The sequence below is a fragment of the Paenisporosarcina sp. P4_D4 genome, assembly GCF_056401835.1.
Map to the genome: position 1 here is coordinate 11,976 of NZ_JBFUIO010000028.1, position 19,816 is coordinate 31,791.

The 19,816-nt window shown below is 37.3% G+C and carries 16 protein-coding genes; 3 read left to right on the plus strand and 13 right to left on the minus strand.

What is annotated here, in order from left to right; all coding sequences use genetic code 11:
• Positions 1–61: 61 nt before the first annotated feature.
• Positions 62–946, plus strand: a complete 885-nt coding sequence (locus AC1DSL_RS08775; protein WP_477531910.1) for a glycerophosphodiester phosphodiesterase family protein — start codon at positions 62–64, stop codon at positions 944–946.
• 116 nt (positions 947–1,062) lie between these two features.
• Here AC1DSL_RS08775 and AC1DSL_RS08780 read toward each other — a convergent pair whose 3' ends face one another.
• The gene (locus AC1DSL_RS08780; protein ID WP_477531911.1) at positions 1,063–1,869 is read right to left on the minus strand and encodes an MBL fold metallo-hydrolase; all 807 of its coding nucleotides are present in this window, start codon (positions 1,867–1,869) and stop codon (positions 1,063–1,065) included.
• A 199-nt stretch (positions 1,870–2,068) separates the two neighbouring features.
• Between AC1DSL_RS08780 and AC1DSL_RS08785 the strand changes: the two genes are divergently transcribed.
• Positions 2,069–2,929 (plus strand): hypothetical protein, encoded by an 861-nt coding sequence (locus AC1DSL_RS08785; RefSeq protein ID WP_477531912.1) that lies wholly within the window; start codon positions 2,069–2,071, stop codon positions 2,927–2,929.
• A gap of 377 nt (positions 2,930–3,306) precedes the next feature.
• Here the strand turns inward: AC1DSL_RS08785 and AC1DSL_RS08790 are convergent, their stop codons facing one another.
• The 11 genes from AC1DSL_RS08790 to AC1DSL_RS08840 form a co-directional block, all read right to left on the minus strand.
• Entirely contained in the window at positions 3,307–4,299 is a 993-nt protein-coding gene (locus AC1DSL_RS08790; RefSeq protein ID WP_477531913.1) for an LCP family protein, read from the minus strand.
• 137 nt (positions 4,300–4,436) lie between these two features.
• On the minus strand, positions 4,437–4,952 hold the full coding sequence (locus tag AC1DSL_RS08795; RefSeq protein ID WP_477531914.1) for a hypothetical protein: 516 nt from the start codon (positions 4,950–4,952) through the stop codon (positions 4,437–4,439).
• On the minus strand, positions 4,937–6,502 hold the full coding sequence (locus AC1DSL_RS08800; protein WP_477531915.1) for an AMP-binding protein: 1,566 nt from the start codon (positions 6,500–6,502) through the stop codon (positions 4,937–4,939). The genes AC1DSL_RS08795 and AC1DSL_RS08800 overlap by 16 nt, the downstream gene beginning before the upstream one ends.
• A complete protein-coding gene (locus AC1DSL_RS08805) occupies positions 6,499–7,350 on the minus strand; it encodes an SDR family NAD(P)-dependent oxidoreductase (RefSeq protein ID WP_477531916.1) in 852 nt (283 codons plus the stop codon). The genes AC1DSL_RS08800 and AC1DSL_RS08805 overlap by 4 nt, the downstream gene beginning before the upstream one ends.
• Before the next feature lie 312 nt (positions 7,351–7,662).
• A complete protein-coding gene (locus AC1DSL_RS08810; protein WP_477531925.1) occupies positions 7,663–9,126 on the minus strand; it encodes a sodium:solute symporter family protein in 1,464 nt (487 codons plus the stop codon).
• Positions 9,126–9,329: a DUF3311 domain-containing protein gene (locus AC1DSL_RS08815; RefSeq protein ID WP_477531917.1), complete on the minus strand. Its 204-nt coding sequence runs from the start codon at positions 9,327–9,329 to the stop codon at positions 9,126–9,128. The genes AC1DSL_RS08810 and AC1DSL_RS08815 overlap by 1 nt, the downstream gene beginning before the upstream one ends.
• 433 nt (positions 9,330–9,762) lie before the next feature.
• Positions 9,763–10,575: a YitT family protein gene (locus tag AC1DSL_RS08820; protein ID WP_477531918.1), complete on the minus strand. Its 813-nt coding sequence runs from the start codon at positions 10,573–10,575 to the stop codon at positions 9,763–9,765.
• A 486-nt stretch (positions 10,576–11,061) separates the two neighbouring features.
• Positions 11,062–12,534, minus strand: a complete 1,473-nt coding sequence (locus AC1DSL_RS08825; RefSeq protein WP_477531919.1) for an MDR family MFS transporter — start codon at positions 12,532–12,534, stop codon at positions 11,062–11,064.
• 59 nt (positions 12,535–12,593) lie between these two features.
• The gene (locus AC1DSL_RS08830) at positions 12,594–13,205 is read right to left on the minus strand and encodes a TetR/AcrR family transcriptional regulator (protein ID WP_477531920.1); all 612 of its coding nucleotides are present in this window, start codon (positions 13,203–13,205) and stop codon (positions 12,594–12,596) included.
• A 387-nt stretch (positions 13,206–13,592) separates the two neighbouring features.
• On the minus strand, positions 13,593–14,759 hold the full coding sequence (locus tag AC1DSL_RS08835; RefSeq protein WP_477531921.1) for a TraB/GumN family protein: 1,167 nt from the start codon (positions 14,757–14,759) through the stop codon (positions 13,593–13,595).
• Between the two features lie 282 nt (positions 14,760–15,041).
• Positions 15,042–16,340, minus strand: coding sequence for a PQQ-dependent sugar dehydrogenase (locus AC1DSL_RS08840; RefSeq protein WP_477531922.1), 1,299 nt, complete (start codon positions 16,338–16,340; stop codon positions 15,042–15,044).
• 165 nt (positions 16,341–16,505) lie between these two features.
• Between AC1DSL_RS08840 and AC1DSL_RS08845 the strand changes: the two genes are divergently transcribed.
• Complete coding sequence (locus AC1DSL_RS08845; protein ID WP_477531923.1) at positions 16,506–17,072, plus strand: hypothetical protein; 567 nt, start codon at positions 16,506–16,508, stop codon at positions 17,070–17,072.
• Positions 17,073–17,486: 414 nt separating this feature from the next.
• On the opposite strand, the gene AC1DSL_RS08850 is transcribed toward AC1DSL_RS08845, so the two are convergent.
• A partial coding sequence (locus AC1DSL_RS08850; protein WP_477531924.1) for a ThiF family adenylyltransferase occupies positions 17,487–19,816 on the minus strand: 2,330 nt, incomplete at its 5' end.

Sequence of the window (19,816 nt, forward strand, 5' to 3'; positions counted from 1 at the left end):
TTTCCTACTTACCGCCATATCCTTTAGGACTCTTTTATTTTTTGTGCGGAGGTTGGAATCCATGAAAAAAATGTTGCTCCTTATTGTCATGCTTTTCACATATGGATGCACGCAACCACCTAGTGAACCTCCAACTGAGCGTACGACTCTTCCCAAGAATGATTTTCTGATCATTGCCCATCGCGGTGCATCTGCCTATGCTGCAGAGCACACACTTTCTTCATACGAGATGGCCATCCAGATGGGTGCTGACTACATTGAAATTGATCTTCAAATGACGAAAGACGGAAAATTAGTAGCGATGCATGATACTGTTGTCACTTTTCACAACGCTCAACAAGCGGTAACGGATGTCACGTTTGATGAAATCCAGCTTCATTCTCCTGAAAAAGCGTTCGAGAACAACCATCTTGAGTACACCCTACCGCATTATGATGATTTGCGAATTGTTGATTTGGAGGAGATTCTCCTTCATTTCGGTGATACCGTCAATTATTACATTGAAATAAAATCACCCAAAACGTATCCAGGGATCGAAGAGGAGCTGTTGAAACAATTACGTGAACATAACCTCCTAAATAGGGGTGACATCATTCCAAAAGTAATCATTCAGTCCTTTGACGCAAAAAGCTTAAAAAACATATTCGCTATGGAGCCTTCCATTCCCTTGATCAAACTTTATACATTCGAGGAAGAAGCGCATATTCCCAAGAAACAACTGAAAGAACTCTCACAGTATGCTTCGGGAGTTGGTGTAAATTCAGTTGCCGTGACTAAGAAGTTCATCGATTTGATGCACAGCAAAAACTTGATTGTTCATCCTTACACGGTCAATGATGCAGAAACGATGCGTTTCCTTATTGATCTAGGGGTAAACGGATTTTTCACTGACAGACCCGATGTGGCAAATTGGGTTAGAAGTGAGACGAACAAGATTGGAGAATAAATAGAACAATACCGCCAAGCTGATGCTTAATGGTTAAAGCTTATTTTTCACTCATTACGTATATACCTTCTTAAACTAAAATACTGCGTTTGTTAAGAATGAATTCTCTAATTAGCCTATCCTTCTTTAATAATCGAAGTCACCATGTGTAACGAATCCCATTCCCCCATTGAGAAGCGTACAATGGGATATTTTTTGGGGAAGAGGATTTTATTGATTTGTTTAGGTGCCAGGCCTTTGTTGTGGAGCACAATGATTTTGCTTTGAATCTCCAGTAGGTATTCGAGTTTGCGATTAAGATTGTCTCTGCCGTTCTTTAAGTACCCTGCATGATTGCAATATACTTCATTGAAATCGTAAGTAAGTGCACGTTGCAGGGAATTGATTAGGGTCGGAATGCTTTCGTCTCGAAGAACTACTTTTGTCCGTTCCTGACAATATAGGTCTCCGGTGAATAGTTGGCCCGTTTCTTTATTCAGAAAGGACATATGATCCTGCGCATGACCAGGGGTGTGAATAGTCTCCCATGTTGCCCCTCTGCTTGAGAAAGTGCTCTTTATCGGCTCGGCATCGAATGGTCCTCGTTTCCCCCAGAACAACTTCCTATATAAAGGATAGTTCGCTTTTGACTGACAGTCTTCTATATATCGTTCATGCATATAAATTGGTTTTCCTAACTGTTGTAGATAAGCCGCCCCACCTGTGTGATCTTCATGATGGTGGGTAATCATGACTTGATTGATTTCGTGTTGGTCAAAAAATAGTTGAAATTCTTTTTCGAGTGACTTTGCACCAGTATCTATTAATACGCCGTCCGACACAAAACAGTACACATTTAGGTTTACGCCTTGAAATGCCACATTGCCATTGACCATTTGAACACCACTTACTTCGGACAGCTCCACCTTTTTCTTGAAAATCATTCATCCCACTCCTCTTGAAAAACCTCTCTGTTTAGATGACTTTAGAATAAAATGAATGACTATTCACTTCAATTTCTCCTGTTATGATGAATGAATTACTCTTCACATTCCATTAACGTTATAGAAGTGACAGATTTTTCACCTTATTTCAGTTACACTGTATTAAGTCCCTAGAATTTGTAATTATTGGAGGAATTAGATGTATAAGAAGATTATATTAAACCCCTTATTTTTATTGTTAATTCTTTTTTTCGTTGCTGCTTGTTCCGAGGTAGACGATACATCTTCGCAACAAAGTAGCGAAGATGATGTTCAAGAAGTTGTTCCTGAGGATTCAGATTCACAATCTGAGAAGGATGATGATGAGACAGTTCCTGTTGTGGGCGAAGAGCCAGAAGTGTTAAGTGATTCTGAAATAAGAGTGGTCATGGATAAGTTTCAAAAGATAGAAGACATTGTTAAAGAGACGAATAGCAAGATGACATTTTCTGATGAAGAAAGAACCCAATCAGAAGTGATGGCAGCTAAACTTCAAGAAAACTTACCGGAGAGTATAAAGGAATTGGTATCAAGCGAAATGCTTAACAAGGAATTGCCGGAAGAGCTTCAGTCTTGGTATTATTCAAGTGGAGAAGATGGGTTCTTCCCTGAAGTTTCTTTGGATGCACGGATGGAAGTTATTGAAAATACTCCACAATTCATAAAGGTGAAAACCTTTCAATTGAATGACTTTTTTCAATGGCATGGAAATGTCTATATAACAGCAGTGAACGAAAATGGGCAGTGGTTAATTGATGGCGGTTACGAATGGGTAGATGTAGACAAAGAACCTCTAGACTTGTCAAAAGAGGAATTACTTATCCATGAAGAAACGATTAATGATTCCGAAATCGAGTTTATCGCAGAAGAAACCATAACGAGTACCTTGGACGATGGCACTTCAAAAACGGCAAATGCGATTATTGTTAAGATTGTTAAAGATAACATGCTAAAGGGACGGTTTACGGATACAGGGGAAGTCGTGAATGAGCTACCTGAAAAATTCAAGTCGRCCGAGTGAGATTAGTGCAGAAATATCTGTAAGAAATAAAAGAATGATGTGGTTTTTCAACTAACCATACTACGTAAGTTAAAGTGAAAACATTCACACCCATCCTTCATATTCTTTAAGAATTAATAAACCTTTGACTTTATAAACCCATTAAAAAGGAGCAGCTGAAAAAAATTCAGCCACTCCTTTTTTCACTTGCTAATAAGTTTTTCGGTAAATAATTGATCCATAAACGGTTTTTTACGGACAGACCCAATGTGGCAAATTGGGTTAGAAGTGAGACTAACCGACTGGATAGTGAATAGAATTCATTTTTCCCAACAAGAGTTCAGCTTGGGATAGGCAGAAGATGTAGACTGGTTAACTTTTGGATTTCGGTAGAAATACTATTCGTCACCGACTTCAGAACTTAGTTCAAGATGGTTTTTAAGTAAGTTTTTCGTGTCTGTCAACGATTCATCATCTAATAGCCAATACCACGTTCCAGTTGAGTTATCGTCATGGCCATCAAGGGATAGGGTTTCTACTTGTGGCATACCTTCTTTTATGTAAGTTAGAAAAGATTTCATCTCGTCAAATGTCATATCCGTTTTCATATTGTCACCAACGGCTGAAATCACATCGTCGTACTTCGTGAAGGAAGAGGCAGAAGAAGCTTTTTTTACAATGGATGATAGGATTTCCTGTTGACGTTTACCACGTTCGATGTCATTATCCAATTTCCTTGTACGGGCTAAAGCAAGCGCTTGTCGACCATCGAGTTTTTGATAACCCTTTGTTAATTGAATGCTGTAATTATCTTTTTCATCTTTTTCTAATCGATCATATGGGACATTTGCGTTAATACCATCCAAAGCGTCTACTACATCAATGAAAGCATTGAAATTCATTCGTACGTAATAGTCCACTGGTACTTCCAATAAATTCTCAACCGTCTCTATTGTCGCTTTTGTTCCACCTTTAAAAAGGGCGTGATTGATTTTGTCTTTGTACCCTATTTCAGGTATATACACGTAAGAATCTCTTGGAATACTGACTAATTTCACGTCTTTTTGTTTATTGTTGAGAGTTGCAAGCATTAAAGCATCGGATCGACTATTATTCGTTCCTTGATTACGTACGTCACTATCATCTACTCCAATAAATAATATGGATACATTATCATTAATCGGTTCAACTGGTTTCTCTCGAAGAATAGAACCTTCACGGTTATCAATCGCTTCATATGATTTTTCCGCGGCTACCTCAGCTTTTTTCACTAAATAGAACCCGTACGCTGTACCAGTAATCAGAAGACCCGTTACCAAGAGTGCCGAGATTTTTAAAAACAATTTCTTTTTGGATTTCTTTTTTTGGTTTTTATATTCTTTTCGAATCATGCGAAATCTCCTTCTTATTAAACCGAATTAGCCTCCTTTATAGAATGGCTATTCTTCTCCTCGTAAGGATCTGGAATCATTAAATCTGATATCTATCATTATTTCCAGGGCAATAAAAACGTCAATAATTAATTTTTCTAATCCGAAAAAAATGTCGGCAATCCTACTTCCCGTAATAAGTCATTGAATGAAGACCGTCTCACATTCTTTTCACCTGAAAATAATAAGGTTCTCATTTGACTGAAAAGTTTCTGGTCCATTTCCGGGAAAACGTGTTCAAATGCTCTTTTTTTATCCAATTCGGACAAATAATAAACAATGTAGCTATACATAATCGGGAAGTCATGTTTTATCTGTGAAGCATGTTCTAAAAATGCCGATAAATAGTCATCAAAGGAGTAAAATGATGTGGGCGGTGAGTAAATGGCATGTGGACTTGTATAAAAAACATCTGCCGGGCCATGATACCAATTGCCAACCATTGAAGTGAAAGCCAACAACGACAATGATCGAAGCTCTGGATCCGGGTCGTCAAAGTATTTGTAGTAATAGTCATTGGTTTCCTCACCCCAATTTTTTGACGTATCAAAATACCCAATCTCGATTCCCGCTAATAGTTTAGCCAATTTCTGTTTGGTCAGATTTTTATCCATTCTTTCCGCACCTCCGTCTTCAGTCGTTTCTTATCCAGTTTCCCCAAAGGCGTGTAAGGCATCTGATCAACGAAGACGATTTCCTTTGGCACTTGAAACCTCGCCACTCGAGGGCGTATCCATTCTAAAAGTGCAGCATGGGTCAAGTCTTCATTTTTCCTTGTCAATACGAATGCTTTCAATCTCTGGCCAAAATCTTCATCTTCTATCCCCAGCACGGCCACTTCCTCTATCTGAGGGTGTTTGATCAATACGTTCTCGACTTCAATCGGGTACACATTCACCCCAGCAGAAACCACCAAGTCATCGGTTCTTCCACATAAAAAGTAATATCCATTCTTATCTTGAAAACCCAAATCGCCAGCTTCTATCCAGGTACTCGTTCTGTTTCTCATGGACCATTTATTATTGATGCAAAATTGACCGACTGTGCCAACTGCAACCTTCTGCTTATCATGATCCATAATGTTCAACCGGACACCTTTAATTTTTTTACCGATGGTAGCAGCCGAATATTTCAAGTCCTGTGGGGTTGCGATCATATTCAGCCCCGCTTCTGAAGTGCCGTACAGATTGTACAAGACATCGCCAAGTTTACTTAAGACTTCATCCACCAGTTTCGGATTGAGCTTGGCCCCTCCGGAAGCAATACAAACAAGTGATTGCAAATCTTCCACATTGTGTTTTAACATCCTTTGTATCATCAACGGGACGACCGTAACCACTTCGATACTGTGTTCACTTATCAGGTGACATGCTTTTTCGGCATCAAACCCTTTGCTGATGACCACTTTTTTGCCCAATGCAAGGAAGGAAAGCAATATCGCAATTCCATAGCCGTGATAAATGGGCGTGGCAATATAGGCTGTTTCGGACTTCAATAGTTTCAGCCTTGTTAGTACAGCCAGGAAAGGATTCAAGAAATGGAACAGGGAAGGTTTATGGGCTACTTCCTTCGATTTCCCTGTGGTACCACCAGTAAGCAACATAATTTTACTCGTTGAAGATCTAGGGAGTTTAATGTTTCCTCCACCCTCCATTTGCAACAAGGTATTTACCGCGGGCAAATAATCATGCTTAYTCAGAAGTCTCTCTTTCCGATAAGGTGATTTTTTAATCAAAGTACTCGATTCAACATCGTAAACAAGAAAGTCAAAATCATGGTCTTTAACTAATTGATCGAATTGAATCTGGCTCATGTCAGAATTGAGCAGATAGAGATCCGATCCAAGCTGAGCAGCAGCAAAAATCGATTTAACCAACGATCCATGGTTTTTACACAAAAACGCAACCTTCTGCCCTCTCTGAAGTTTGTATCTTTCTTTGAAAATGAAAGATAGCTTTTCTGATTGGGACAATAATTGTCTGTAAGTAATGGTTTCTTCATCCTCCACTAATGCAGGCTTATCGCCATTTGTCTTTTCAGCCATGCGTAGCAAAAGCATGATATTTATTCCGTATTTACAGATGAAAACAATTAATCCGCACAATCCCAATAGGGAAAGGTATTTCATTTTATATAGAACGTTCATCAGGTTGACGATCGTCAATTTCCTTCTCCCCGTTTTCTTAAAATCTTGGGCATGGATAGTTCCCAGAGCCCTCTAAAAAGAGTGGAGCCCAACTGCCCGAAAATCAGCCACCAAGGCGTATATGTTTTTCTTTTTGTATACATCGACTTGCAAATGATTTTAGCCACATGATTCGGGCACATAACAGGCATTTTTTCGTAAGACTTGGTCGGCACAATCATGGGGGGTTTCACCAACGGCAAATAGATGGATGTTGTCGAGATTCCCATGGCATTCAACTCGGCAGCAGCCGAGCGGAACCAAATATCAAAAGCTGACTTGGATGCCTGATAGGCCGCCCAATGGGGAATGGGCAGTAGCAAGGCATTAACTGTCGATACATTGATTACCTGTCCTTTATTCTTTTCCAGTAAAGGAATGACTGACAGCAGTATTTGTACCGGCGCAAAATAATTGATGGCCATCGTTCGTGTGAAATCGTGATAGCGATCCAATGAATGGAATATGGACCGATTGATGGATAGACCCGCATTGCTGACGACCACATCCACTCCATCTGGTAATTGATGAAGAAAAGTCAACAATTCCTTCATCTCTCGCTCATTTCTCAAATCTGCCTGAAAAACACTTACACGGGACCCATTCTTTTCGATATTCTTTTTTATAGTCAATAGTTTTTCTTCTCTTCTGGCGACCAAGATTAAATGCGCATCCATATCACCCATTAGGTAAGCTACTTGCTCCCCAATCCCCGAACTGGCTCCTGTAAGTAGAATCGTTTTTCCTTTCATCTCATTTCCAAGTTTCTTCTTGTTCAAAGATGTAGAAGCAAATAAAAGTCGCTCCGTAAGGTTATATGTATGCATAGGAACTTTCCTTTTCTTTTAATTTTTTCCGATGTCAGATCGATAAATCTATCATACCAAAAATAACCATCTACCGTTTGTGGAGTTTGAATTTTCTAAAAACATACGTTTTTACAGATACCTTCGCACGTTATGTTCAGGCCGTTGATTCTAATAGAAGGAAGCATAGACACCAAATTCATAAAACTTTTGAGTCTGATGTTCAACGTTTTGAATGCAGTTCTGTACATACAAAAAAAGCAGCTGAAGCAATCAGCCGCTTTTAATGAACGTATTTTATGCGTCGTCTCTTTTATTCATTGCTGAACCTGGTTATTTCGTAAAAAGTTGATCCATAATAGGGTTCGATTTGTTTTGTGCCTTTTTCACAAAAATCGGATTCAAAAGAACCAATGCCAAGATGTTAGCAAGAAGCCCCCAGAACCCTTCATAAATCCCGAATGTATTTCCTGTAGAATACACAGCAAAAGTTACACCAAGCCCTACAAGTAAACCGATGATTGTTGCTTCTCTTGTCTGGTTTCTCCAGAATAAACTAAAGACGATGGCTGGGAAGATTTGAACCATTCCAGATACCCCTAGAAGTTGAAGTGACACAAGTGCTGTCGGGAAAAGCATACCGAAAATTAATGCTAGTCCTATAACCACAAATACCATCGAACGAGTAATCATCGTCAATTTTGCCGGTTTGACATTTGGATTAATAAAATCACGGTAAATATTATTCGCAAATAAGTTCGAAGCTCCGATTGCCATGATTGAACATGGAATCAATGACGCTAGTGCGATTGTTGAATAAGCAAGTCCTTGTACTACCCCACCGTAAGACACTTGAATTAAATTCAACAATGCAAAACGTGGATCGCTTCCTTCTGGCAATACAAGGTAGGCTGCAAAGCCAAGGAAAACAACAAGAATTAAGACGATATTATAAAACGGTAAATAGATGGCATTTTTACGAAGTACATCTGCATTTTTCGCTGTGAATACACCTGTTACCGCGTGCGCCCACATGAATAGTGCCAAGCCTGAAACCAATGAAGCAGTCAAGAACCACGGAATACCCTTTGGTCCTGTTGTCGGTATGGTTAACAACTCTGGGGAGTCTGTGACGATTTTGTCAATCATCGAGCCCCAACTTCCAAAGTGAATGATTGGAATTGACACAACCAGGAATAACATAATGACCCATACTAAAATGTCTTTAATGACCGCGGTATAAGCTGGTCCTTTTATTCCGCTGAAGAATGTATACAGTGCCACTAACAGGAATGAAATAATAACAACAACTTTTATATTAATATAACCTGTACCCGCAACTGTTAAAGTATCTTGAATACCAGCTAATTGTAAATCAATGTACGGGATCAGCATTAATACACCGACAATTGCGATTAGCAACGATAAGAATTTACTATCAAATCGTCCTTTTGCATAATCTGCAAGTGTCGTTAATTTATGCTTCTTAGAAACTTCCCATAACTTCGGAAGATAGAAATAAGAAACGAAGAACGCAATTATCGTATATGGAATCGCGAAGAACGCAATACTACCAGCTGCGAATGCAGTACTCGTCAATCCTAAGAATGTGTATGCTGTATATAAGTCTGCTCCGACCAAAAGCCATACGAGCAATGGACCAAAACGTCTTCCACCTACAGACCACTCTTCTACCGAACTCCGGCTTGATTTATTTCGTCCAGCGATAAATCCAATTAAAACTACCGATAATACTATGAAACTAGTAATTAATAACGCTGTTAAATTCCCCTGCATCATTCAATACTCCCTTCTGACTTCTGTATGCGATAAATGACATACGTACATAATGGAGTAAGAATCATCCCTAAAAATAACCAAAAATGAAGAAATGGCAATCCCAAGATAATCGGTTCAATTCGATTAACAAAAGGAATTGCGCCAAGCATAAGGATAAACGGTAAAATAGTTAGAATTACAATAATCAATTTTTTGCTCATCTGAATCCTCCTAGGTGTAATTTAGATAATATATTGGAATAGTTATAATTATCAATCATTAATATTATCAGATAGAAATTTTAATACAAGGGAATCTCGTGAAAACGGTTACAAAGTTTCAATTAAACTAGATGAAATAACGTTTCAAGATTTTTCCCACTAACTACCCCTGCACCATTACCTATAAATAAAAAAGACAAACAAAGTGAAATCACTTTGCTCGTCTCAGTTGTAATTACTATTTGAGGAAATCTTTTTCTTCTTCCAAGGTTAAAATACGGATATATAAGAATTGTTACGCATGAGGTATTATTTAAATTTATGTAACCACATGTTCATACAAATGCATATCCGTCTTCTTTCATTAAACAAAAAAGGACTGTCAGATTAACAGTCCTTCTGGATCTCATTCTTTCACTAATGTTAGTCCCCACTAATTCTTTGCAAAATTACCATCAACCTCAACAGTCTCAAATATATTAATAAATGCATGTTCATCATATTTACGGACAATTTTTTTGATTTGCAATGTTTCATAACGTGTAACAACCATCATTAATATTTGTTTCTTTTCTTGTGTGTAGCCCCCGTAACCTTCAGTAATCGTCATACCTCGATAGATGGACTCCAGTAGATCATTGCGTATTAAGTCGCCTTTTGAAGTGACTATTTGCATCGTCAATTTGACATGATTGGTGAAGATCGTATCAATCATTTTACCGGTCAAAAATATGGATAAAAGAGTGTATAATGCGATATCCCAGCCGAAAACAAATCCAGAAATCAGAACAATTACACCGTTCATAGCTGTGAGAAGTAGTCCAATACTAACATTACTGATTCGGGAAACCATAATCGCTATAATATCCAAACCGCCTGAAGTTCCAGAGTATTTCAAAATAAGACCGATACCCAGGCCACCCAGGCCTCCACCAAAAACAGTGGAAAGCAAGATATTGTCGGTAACTTGAACTACCGGCAATATATATAAGAAGACTGACAGTGAAATGACACAAACCATAGTATTGATCGTAATGGTTTTTCCGAGTTTGAAATAACCCAACACAACTAAAGGTAAATTAAATAGTAGATTCAATAAGCCAGTATTAAATGGTGTGATCAACCCAACCAAAATAGCTAATCCACTAATTCCGCTGCTTAAAATACCATAAGGAACCAAAAAGAAATTAAAAGCGAATGCCACAATTAGTGAGCCTATGATGACAATGGTATTTTTTAAAAACATAAACATTCCTCCAACTTCTTTGAATAATGCTCTGTTAAACGAAACGTCGTTTATCGTACAGTTGCGCAAGACCCCAAGTAAGGAGCGGGCCAATTTTTACTATTCCAACTAACCATCAATTATTTCCAACTAAACTTCATTTTTTTCCAACTAAGCGTCACTTTTCTCAAACTTGAGCCTAAAACTCGATCAACATTCTTGATATTGTCCCTATTTTACATGAAAAAGCGTCAAATTTTAAAAAAACTGCCAATTCCCCATAAAACATTTCGGCAGTTCTATCTTTTTATGGTAACAATTAATCCCTAAACAACAGTCAGAGCCGTGCATTAAAAAACTCGCCCCTACTGGAGGGACAAGTTTGTGCTCGCGAACTATCGGTTTCCCACACTTCCGTCTCTGTAAAATTGTTCTCTGCTGGCTAGAATTTTATTCATTCTAATCATCTAAAAAGGCTGAACCACAATGGGCTCAGCCTTTTTCTTATTATTCCTCAACGGGTTTTTGTTTATAAACTTGTTCCTTCTCTTCCTCAGTAACCTGTCTGTTCGGCTTTTTGATAAAGAATGTCAACGCTAACCCTACAACTGCAATAAATGTAGAGACGAAGAATGTATAAGTGATTCCTTCCATCATGGAGTTCTTCATGATGTTCATAGGGTCACTTCCGCTTTTCGCCAAGTTTTCCGCTGTCGAAGTCGTGCGGGTATTCATGACGGTGATTAGTAACGCAGAACCGATGGCACCTGATACTTGTTGAAATGTGTTGTTCATCGCTGTACCGTGTGGGTAAGCTTTCATTGGCAACGTATTCAAACCGTTCGTCATTACCGGCATCATTACCATTGAAATCCCGAACATGCGGATTGTATATAGAAACATTATTTCAAGGTACGTTGTATCCAAACTTAATTTACTAAAGTAATACGTTGAAATAACAACAATCGACATCCCTGTAATTGCAAGCACTTTGGCACCGTATTTATCGAACAATTTACCGGTAACCGGTGACATGAAGCCCATCACCAAAGCACCTGGAAGCATGAGCAAGCCAGAATCGAAAGGTGAAATCCCTTTGATTGTCTGAACATAAATCGGCATAAGAATCATGGCCGAGAACATGGAAATGGATAGAACGATTGAAATCGCTGACGATAATGCAAACATTGGATATTTGTAAATCCTGAATTCGAGCAATGGTTCACTTAATTTAAGTTGGCGGAGAATAAATGTAACAAGTGATACTACACCGACGGTAATGGTTCCTAAAACTATCGGGTCGTCCCAACCATTTTGCCCAGCAGAACTAAATCCGTAGAGGATTCCGCCAAAGCCAAGACTTGAAAAGACTAAAGATATTTTATCCAAACTTAATTCTCGGTTTTGGAACGTTAAATTCTTTAATTTGAAAATTCCTAAAACTAACGGGATTAAAGCAACAGGCAGGACAATGAAAAACAATACTCGCCATGAATAGTGTTCAACAATGTAACCGGAAAGTGTAGGACCGATTGCCGGTGCAACGATCATTACTAGACCGAAAACACCCATCGCCGCTCCTCGTCGTTCAACAGGAAACGCAGCAAGCATCACGTTCATCAGTAATGGCATCATCAGTGCGGCACCAGCAGCTTGAATCATTCGAGCTGCAAGAAGCACACCAAAAGTAGGGGCTAAGCCCGCAAATAATGTCCCTAGCGCAAATATGGACATGGCCAGGATGAAAATGGATCTATTGGAATAACGTTGTATAAAATAGGCACTCGCGGGAATTAATATCCCATTCACTAACATATAGCCTGTGACGAGCCATTGTACTGTAGATGCATCCTTAATATTTAAATCCGTCATAATGGAAGGCAAAGCGATATTCAATAACGTCTGGGTGAAGATAGCCACAAATGCCCCCATAAATAATATTGCGATATTGCCATATGGTGGTTTTTTCTGTTCTGTCATCCTTTTTTTCCTCCGTATAGTTTAGTCGTCTATTACTCGCTTCATGAAATTTCGTGGGTTTACTTACATAACCCTTTTTTCATTAAATTCACTTCAGCTGTATAGTTTTGCATAGATTGTTCAATGGACAAGTCTTTTGCGAATACTTGAATCAGGTTTTGGAATGTCACTGCCTTCATGATTTTGAAAATATGAATCAGTTCCATTTCATCTGAGATATTCAATTTATCTGTATCAACCAAGCCCATAACCTCTTTTAAACGAGTATTCATTTGCTCTTCATTTACTTCAGGTGTTAATGTATTTTCTGCTTTATAATTCATGTTCAAGAATGCATTTCTGAAAAATTGACGAAATTCCAAGCTTTGCAAGCTGATCAACATCCTCCGGAAGGATTCAATAAATGACTCTATTAGATCGCCATTTTGATCTTTCAATACTGAAATGAATCTGCTATTGAGTCTCTGAGAGTTTTCGTCTAACAAGAAATAGTAGAGATCCTCTTTATCTTCAAAATATTGATAAAAGCTACCTCTTGGGATACCAGCATCTTTTACGATATTAGAAATGGAAGCTCCAGACAACGGGGCTCTTGAAAATTCCTTCATAGCTGCTTTTATTAATGTTTCTTTTTTATCATTGGGTAAATTGATGAAGGTTTGTTTAGGCAACCTTATAACCTCCTATCTGAATTTAAAGTGACACTGTGTCACAACCGAACTTGATTGATTATATATGACACGATGTCATAATGCAACTAAAACATGACACCTTGTCATATCACGAATTTTTCGGACAATAAAAAAAGTCTATCAGTCTGTCTTATTGATTTTTTATATAAAAGAGAGAATCGGCTCCCTTTCCGCGGACGAACTAGCAAGCCGTCTCGGGCCAACAGGATGTTGGTCACGAAGGCGTTGCCACAAAATTGCATTTTGCGACGAGTAACCTCAAGAGTAGATTTTCTTGTCGCAGATTCTCTTACTATGAACACATTGTTTTAACAAAATAAAAAGAGAAAAGTCATTTTTGACTTTCCTCTTTTTATATATGCCATATTATAAGTTATTGAAGAACACTCTAATCACATCTGCCCCGCCGATAAAGGTTCCCAATGAACCCCCTAAGTTGGTCAGGACAACCACCAGCAACACGCGGGTGACCTTGTTATCCCAAAATCCTTTTATGGAAAACACATCCTCCGAAAGTGTTTCGAAGTCTCCGATATTCGGTCGGCGAATATATGCCTGTACAATTCCAGAAACCCACCCAGCTGCAATCAATGGATGCAAGGCAGTAAATGGAGCAGCAACAAAGGCTGACAATACCGCAAGCGGGTGACCAAAAGCAACGGCAGCTCCTACAGCAGCAAGAGATCCAGTCCACAGAAACCAGCTTATTGCTTGATCAAAACCTGCAGAAGGATTGGCGATAAAAGTATAGGCAATGATTGMTACAATCATCAGAGGAATCGCCCAACCAATAATTTTAGGTACGATTGATTTAGGTGGCGTTTGTGACAAAGCCTTTAAATCATGTTCTTTATGAATTTCTTTTGTAATGMCCTGTACATGTGCCGCACCCAATACTGCAACAATTTTATTTCCTGGAGCATCCTTAATTTTTTGGGCTAAATATTGATCCCTCTCATCAATTAAAGGCGTCTTTAACTTCGGAAAAGCTTCCGTGAATTCAGCAAGAGCAGCGTTTAGCGTATCCTGTGATTTCATTTTTTCAAGTTCATCTTCCGAGATGGTCTCTTTACTGAAAATACTAAAGAAAATTGCATTGAGAAGTTGTGCCTTCCCTGACAGGCCGAGATTACCCCAAATTCTGCTAAAGGTGATTTGTATATTGCGATCAGCCAAGACCAAATTTGCACCTATCTCTTTTGCTGATTCAATACCCTGAATCATTTCCTGTCCAGGCTTGATATCAAACTGTTTTGCTAAACGATTTTGAAAAGAAGAAATCGCCAAATTCATCAATAGAAACGTAGCTTTCTTGTCTTTAATCACTTTGAAAATATCAGTCTCTTTATACTTGTTGCTGTCCATAACTGACTGGTATCTTTGTTCATCCAACTCGATACATACTGAATCGGGTCTTTCTCTTTCGATAACCTCTTTTACTTGTTCAGCACTCTGTCTCGATACGTGGGCAGTTCCGATTAAAATTAGTTCTTTGCCATCTAGGCTGATTCGCGTAATATTTTCTTCCGGCATAAGCTACTTCCTTCATAGAATGTATTTCTCTACGCAATTCCTGTATCTATTAATTACGAAAAGACTGTCTACTGTTAATAATGAATTAGATTATAAGAAATTTCAAATTTGTTTTGTTTATTATAGTAGAAAGATTTTTACATATGTCTGGAGTGCTTTAAAAGCATCATAATCCCCCAGCAAACATCGAATTTGTTGGGGAGATTGCTTTAGAAAATAGTATCTTGCAACCGGCAGTGCACTTCTTAATACTTTATGATGGCATGCTAGCGACATCTCGAGTCAAGATGTCTTTGTTATTTTCCAAATAACGCCTGTTCCAGGAACTGCTGACTCTTCCGTAAATAAGCCAAAGTCAGAGACATACAGTGCGCCATCAGGACCGAAAACGGCATCAATGGGCCGTTCTAATCCGCCTCCATTTGTATCGGATGCAGCCAGACCTGTTCGATTTATAGCAAATATATGAATCTGCCCTGTTTGCATGTCGATACGGGAAACGCGATGACCCACATAGGGAAGTGGTATCCCTCCTGTTGTCTCAGGATCTTCGGCACCAAACTCCGCGATAAAAACATCTCCTACTGGCCCAAATTCAGGATTCTCATTAAAACTGAACCCCATTGTTGCTGAGTGAGAAGGGAATGAAGCCACAGGCATTGGTGGTTGCATAGGATGTTCTGCTAATAAGAAAGCAGGTTGAGGTTTTCCTTCCGGTTTAAATTGTGGCATTGTAACCGGCAATCCTCCGGTAAAATCCGGAAATCCATACCAGAATCCAGGACGAATCCACTGAAATTCATCCGGGGAGTTGGCCACTGGACGACTTCCGCGAACATCCATCCCATGATTGGACGCAAACAATCGATTGAATCGATCGAATCGCAATCTGAAAGGATTTCTTAGACCCCATGCCACCAACTCAAGCTCAGAGCCGTCTGGATTGGCACGTAATATACTTCCGCTAGCACGAATGATTCCATCCACTGTGTTCCCGGGATAGGTTTCAACCCCAAAAGGGACAAATGCGCCAGTTGTAACAACACGGTCYGGAAATGCCTCTAAAAATCCTGATGTTTGAAAGTTAGAGCCATTTAAAGTCACCCTTGAACCGGGGTAATCATGAAAGAATGGATGTTCTTTTACCCAGGAGTTGTCCTTTCCTACAACCCCACTATTGGTCGCAGTTCCTTGCCCAAAATACATTTTTCCATCAGGGCCAAATACCACTCGATTATTATGATGATCACCAATACTGGGGAGTCCTTCAATAATATCCACCTTCGTCCCATCAGGCTGAATAATCGTTACGTAACCTCGATGCGCAACATAAATGTTGCCTTGGTATTCAGTAATCCCAGTTAGAGGAGGATTAAATCCATCACCTATAACAATAAAACCTTGTTGCGTTAGTTTTAACACCTTTCCGTTCCCATCCGTGATACCGGAATCGGCAACCAGTAATTCCCCTTTGCTTGTAAAGGTTATATTTATGGGAGTGGTTAAACCCTCCGCAAACACTTCAATGTCATAACCGGGTGGCAACAGGATGGCACTCGGATCTAGTTTTCGTTCAGGCATTGACACCTTTCCCCTCTCTTCATTTTCTCTATCAATTTATTCAACCATTGGGCATTCTGGCACTCATTTCATTCTTTTTTATAGTATATAAAAAGACTTTGTGAAATAAGGAAATTAACAGAGGGATGGAATTCGGTGAAATTTAGAACTATAAGGAGAGAGACAGTGTATTTTAATAAGCCTATCCCGTCGCATCCAAAGGACATTCACCAGGTTTTCGAGAGTTGGTCACTTACAAAAAAATTAATGTTTTCAGCATTGATGGCAGCACTTGCAGCCATTTTGCAATCTGCAGGGGGGCTGTTTCCAGGTATCGGCTATGCTTTCAGCCCTCTTGCTACAGCACCGATTTTGTTAGGTGCACTGATCTCATTCCGTTCAAGCATGTTGATTTACTTTTCAACAATTTGTTTATTATTAATAACTCAACCAAGCGAATTAGTGATTTTCCCCTTTACTACGGGGTTACTCGGAATTGGCCTCGGATGGACGTTCCTCGCTTTAAATCGGCGTCCGGGAATAATATTCTTGAATGGTTTACTATTGTTTATTGGCATTTGCATTCCATTGTACGGGTTCGGCTTCCCTGTTTTCGGTCCCACCGTTTCTTCTTCATTTAATATGACGACTTTAATGATTATTTTTGGATTTTCACTTTTCTACAGCTGGTTATGGTTAGCTATTGGTTTATTTTTGCTTCGAAAAATTAGGATGATTATAGCTTTGGAATAAGAGGCGTTCTTTTCCTAGCTAGCTTTAACAAAACATATAAAAGAGAGAAAAGGCCTTTCATAAGTTCAATGAACTCACGAAAGGCTTCTTAATTTACAATCGGTAATATCAGTGACGTTTCCATCTACATAAAATAAAGCATCCCCTGCATAGCTAAAAGCTGTGCTGGGGATGCTTTATTAAATTCACTAGATATTATAGAAGTGTTTATCTTTCCATTGCCCTTTTCCAGCTTTCTTATTCACTGACTACTTTTCCTTTAAAACCAATACTGTTGGTGCAGCAGCTAAAATAATGAACGGGTTACTCCATAACAGGAAAGGGATTTTTTCTGTACGGCTTAATAAGAATCTAACTAACACGACCAATAATGAGCCGATAGTCGTGATGGCGAGTGAACGAATGCTAAAAACCTTAATTATTCGAGTTGAAATCATTTATATGTTTAAAAATAATTTGGATTGTGTCTTTTATAAATTGTTCGCTGAATTCTTTATTAAACATTTTCACACAAAAACTTTCTAAATTTATATTATTTCCTTTGAATAATTCTTCTAAATTAAAACAAAAATTATCCATATCTTGTTTATAAGTTTCGTATAATCTTATAGCAATTGCATACGCAATCGGTTGTATAATAACTGAATAAGTTTCAAGTACAAATGATGGATATACCAAAATATTTAGATTTGAATAATATTCATTAACATATTGGAACTCTTTGTTTATATCGTTATCTCCTTTATGAAGTTCAATAAATTCATCTAATCCAATTTCACCTTTTTGTTCTATATGATTTAATACTTGTTTCTCCGAATCAAATGTTGCGTATGATGATAATATAGCTAGATTTAATCTATACAAATATTGAAATTTAAACCCTTGGATCTCATCCTTAGATAAAATTTCTGACTTTTGAATATTATTTGCTAATAGTATTTCTGTAAGATGTGCTAAAATTTCATTCACAATAATGCAACTTTTTTCATAAAAATCTTTATCGTAAAATTTACTGAAGTATGAATGACCCACTTCGTGAACTAGAAAAAGAGTAGAATACATTGTTTCTAAGTGGTCAAAGACTATAATACTTTCTTTTTGTTCGGGAAAATAATGAGTTGTATAAATCCCATCGACTTCTTTATCTATTATTAAGTTTTTCTTCTTTAGGTTTTTAATATGGTTTAGAAAATCAATACCAAATAAACTATCACTGTAATTGGATAAAGATTCACATAATAAATCTAAATTTTCTCCAATAGAATAGTTTATATGCTGATTTTCTGGAATTTCAAATAAGTAATTCAAACCATCTTCTGCCCCTGGTTGAATTAGTTCGTAAAGGTATGAAGTTAGCTCTAAATAAATATTGGAAAATGTTTTATCGAAAACTTTTATCTCATTCATACTTAAACCATATAGAACTGGAAACTCTTCATAAAGGTAATTGGAATCTATATGGTTCTTTTTAATTTTATATAATATATCTAAGATTTCTCTTGATTTTAATTTAATTTCTTCAAATGTCTTTTTTTGATTTGTCTTTCTAACTTCATAATCATTAATATAATTTATATTCGATAAAACTTTATGTATTCTCTCTTCATCAATAAATAAATTATTTAGTATTGATAAATACTCATTTTCAAGGTCATTAACAATARATTTATCATCCTCTTCACCTATTTCATCCATTATAGATGCGAATTTTGATTCTAATAAGTTAACTTTTATAAACAGGTCAGGGAATAACTTCATTATTTCAATGCCTTTATAGATTGATACTAAGCCATTCTCTAAAAAATCGTTACTTCCGTGAGTTCTGATGTGTTGTTTTATTATAGTTAATTTTTTTAAAAGCTCCTCTTCATTAAGGAACTCAAAGTTAGGAAACGTTTCGGTTTGTTCTTTTACTAAACTCATAGTCTTTAAATCAAAAGATAAAAATTTTTCATGAATATTATTATCATTAATAATGTTTATTAAATGTCTAAGACAAAGTAGGGAATTAATATAGCTATGAGATAATATTCCATTATTATTACTTATACCTTCAAAGTTATTATCATAAGATTCTTCAATTATTTTAAAGTCTCTATCATTTTTAATTAATACAGAAATAACCTTATCGTCTAAATAACCATTTATTATATAAGGGACATTTCTGGATTTACAATATTCAAAAATTTCTTTATGTGTGTATTTAGTTGTATCATCAAAACAAGAGAATACAAAGGATATATTATTTGATTTTATGATATCTTTTATTCTATTTGTAGTTTCTTCATTAATATAAAATTTATGTTTAAATATATTTGTACTATTCATATCTGTATTTAGATATTTACTTAGTGAATCAACTTTATAAGAATCGATATCCTCTTCACGGAACACTATTTGGGCATTTATATTATGTGACGCTACAGTATCAGGATCAACTATGGTTATACTCTGGACATTAAATTTCGATAGTGTCATAGCTAAAGTAGAGCCCACAGTACCAGCACCTAATATAAGTATATTAGCTTGTTTAATTTTTTCATAAGTATTTAAACCGTTAGGATAAGTTTGGAAATAGTTAATATATCTTTCCTCATTTTCATTATATCTATTATCATCAATTAAAATGTTCTCTTCTTTTAAATATGTGAAAATGGTCTTATATTCTTCTTCGGTGATAGAGTGATCAATTTTCCAGTTTTTTATTTTTTCATCTGTGCATTCATTGTTGTAAATCTCTAAAA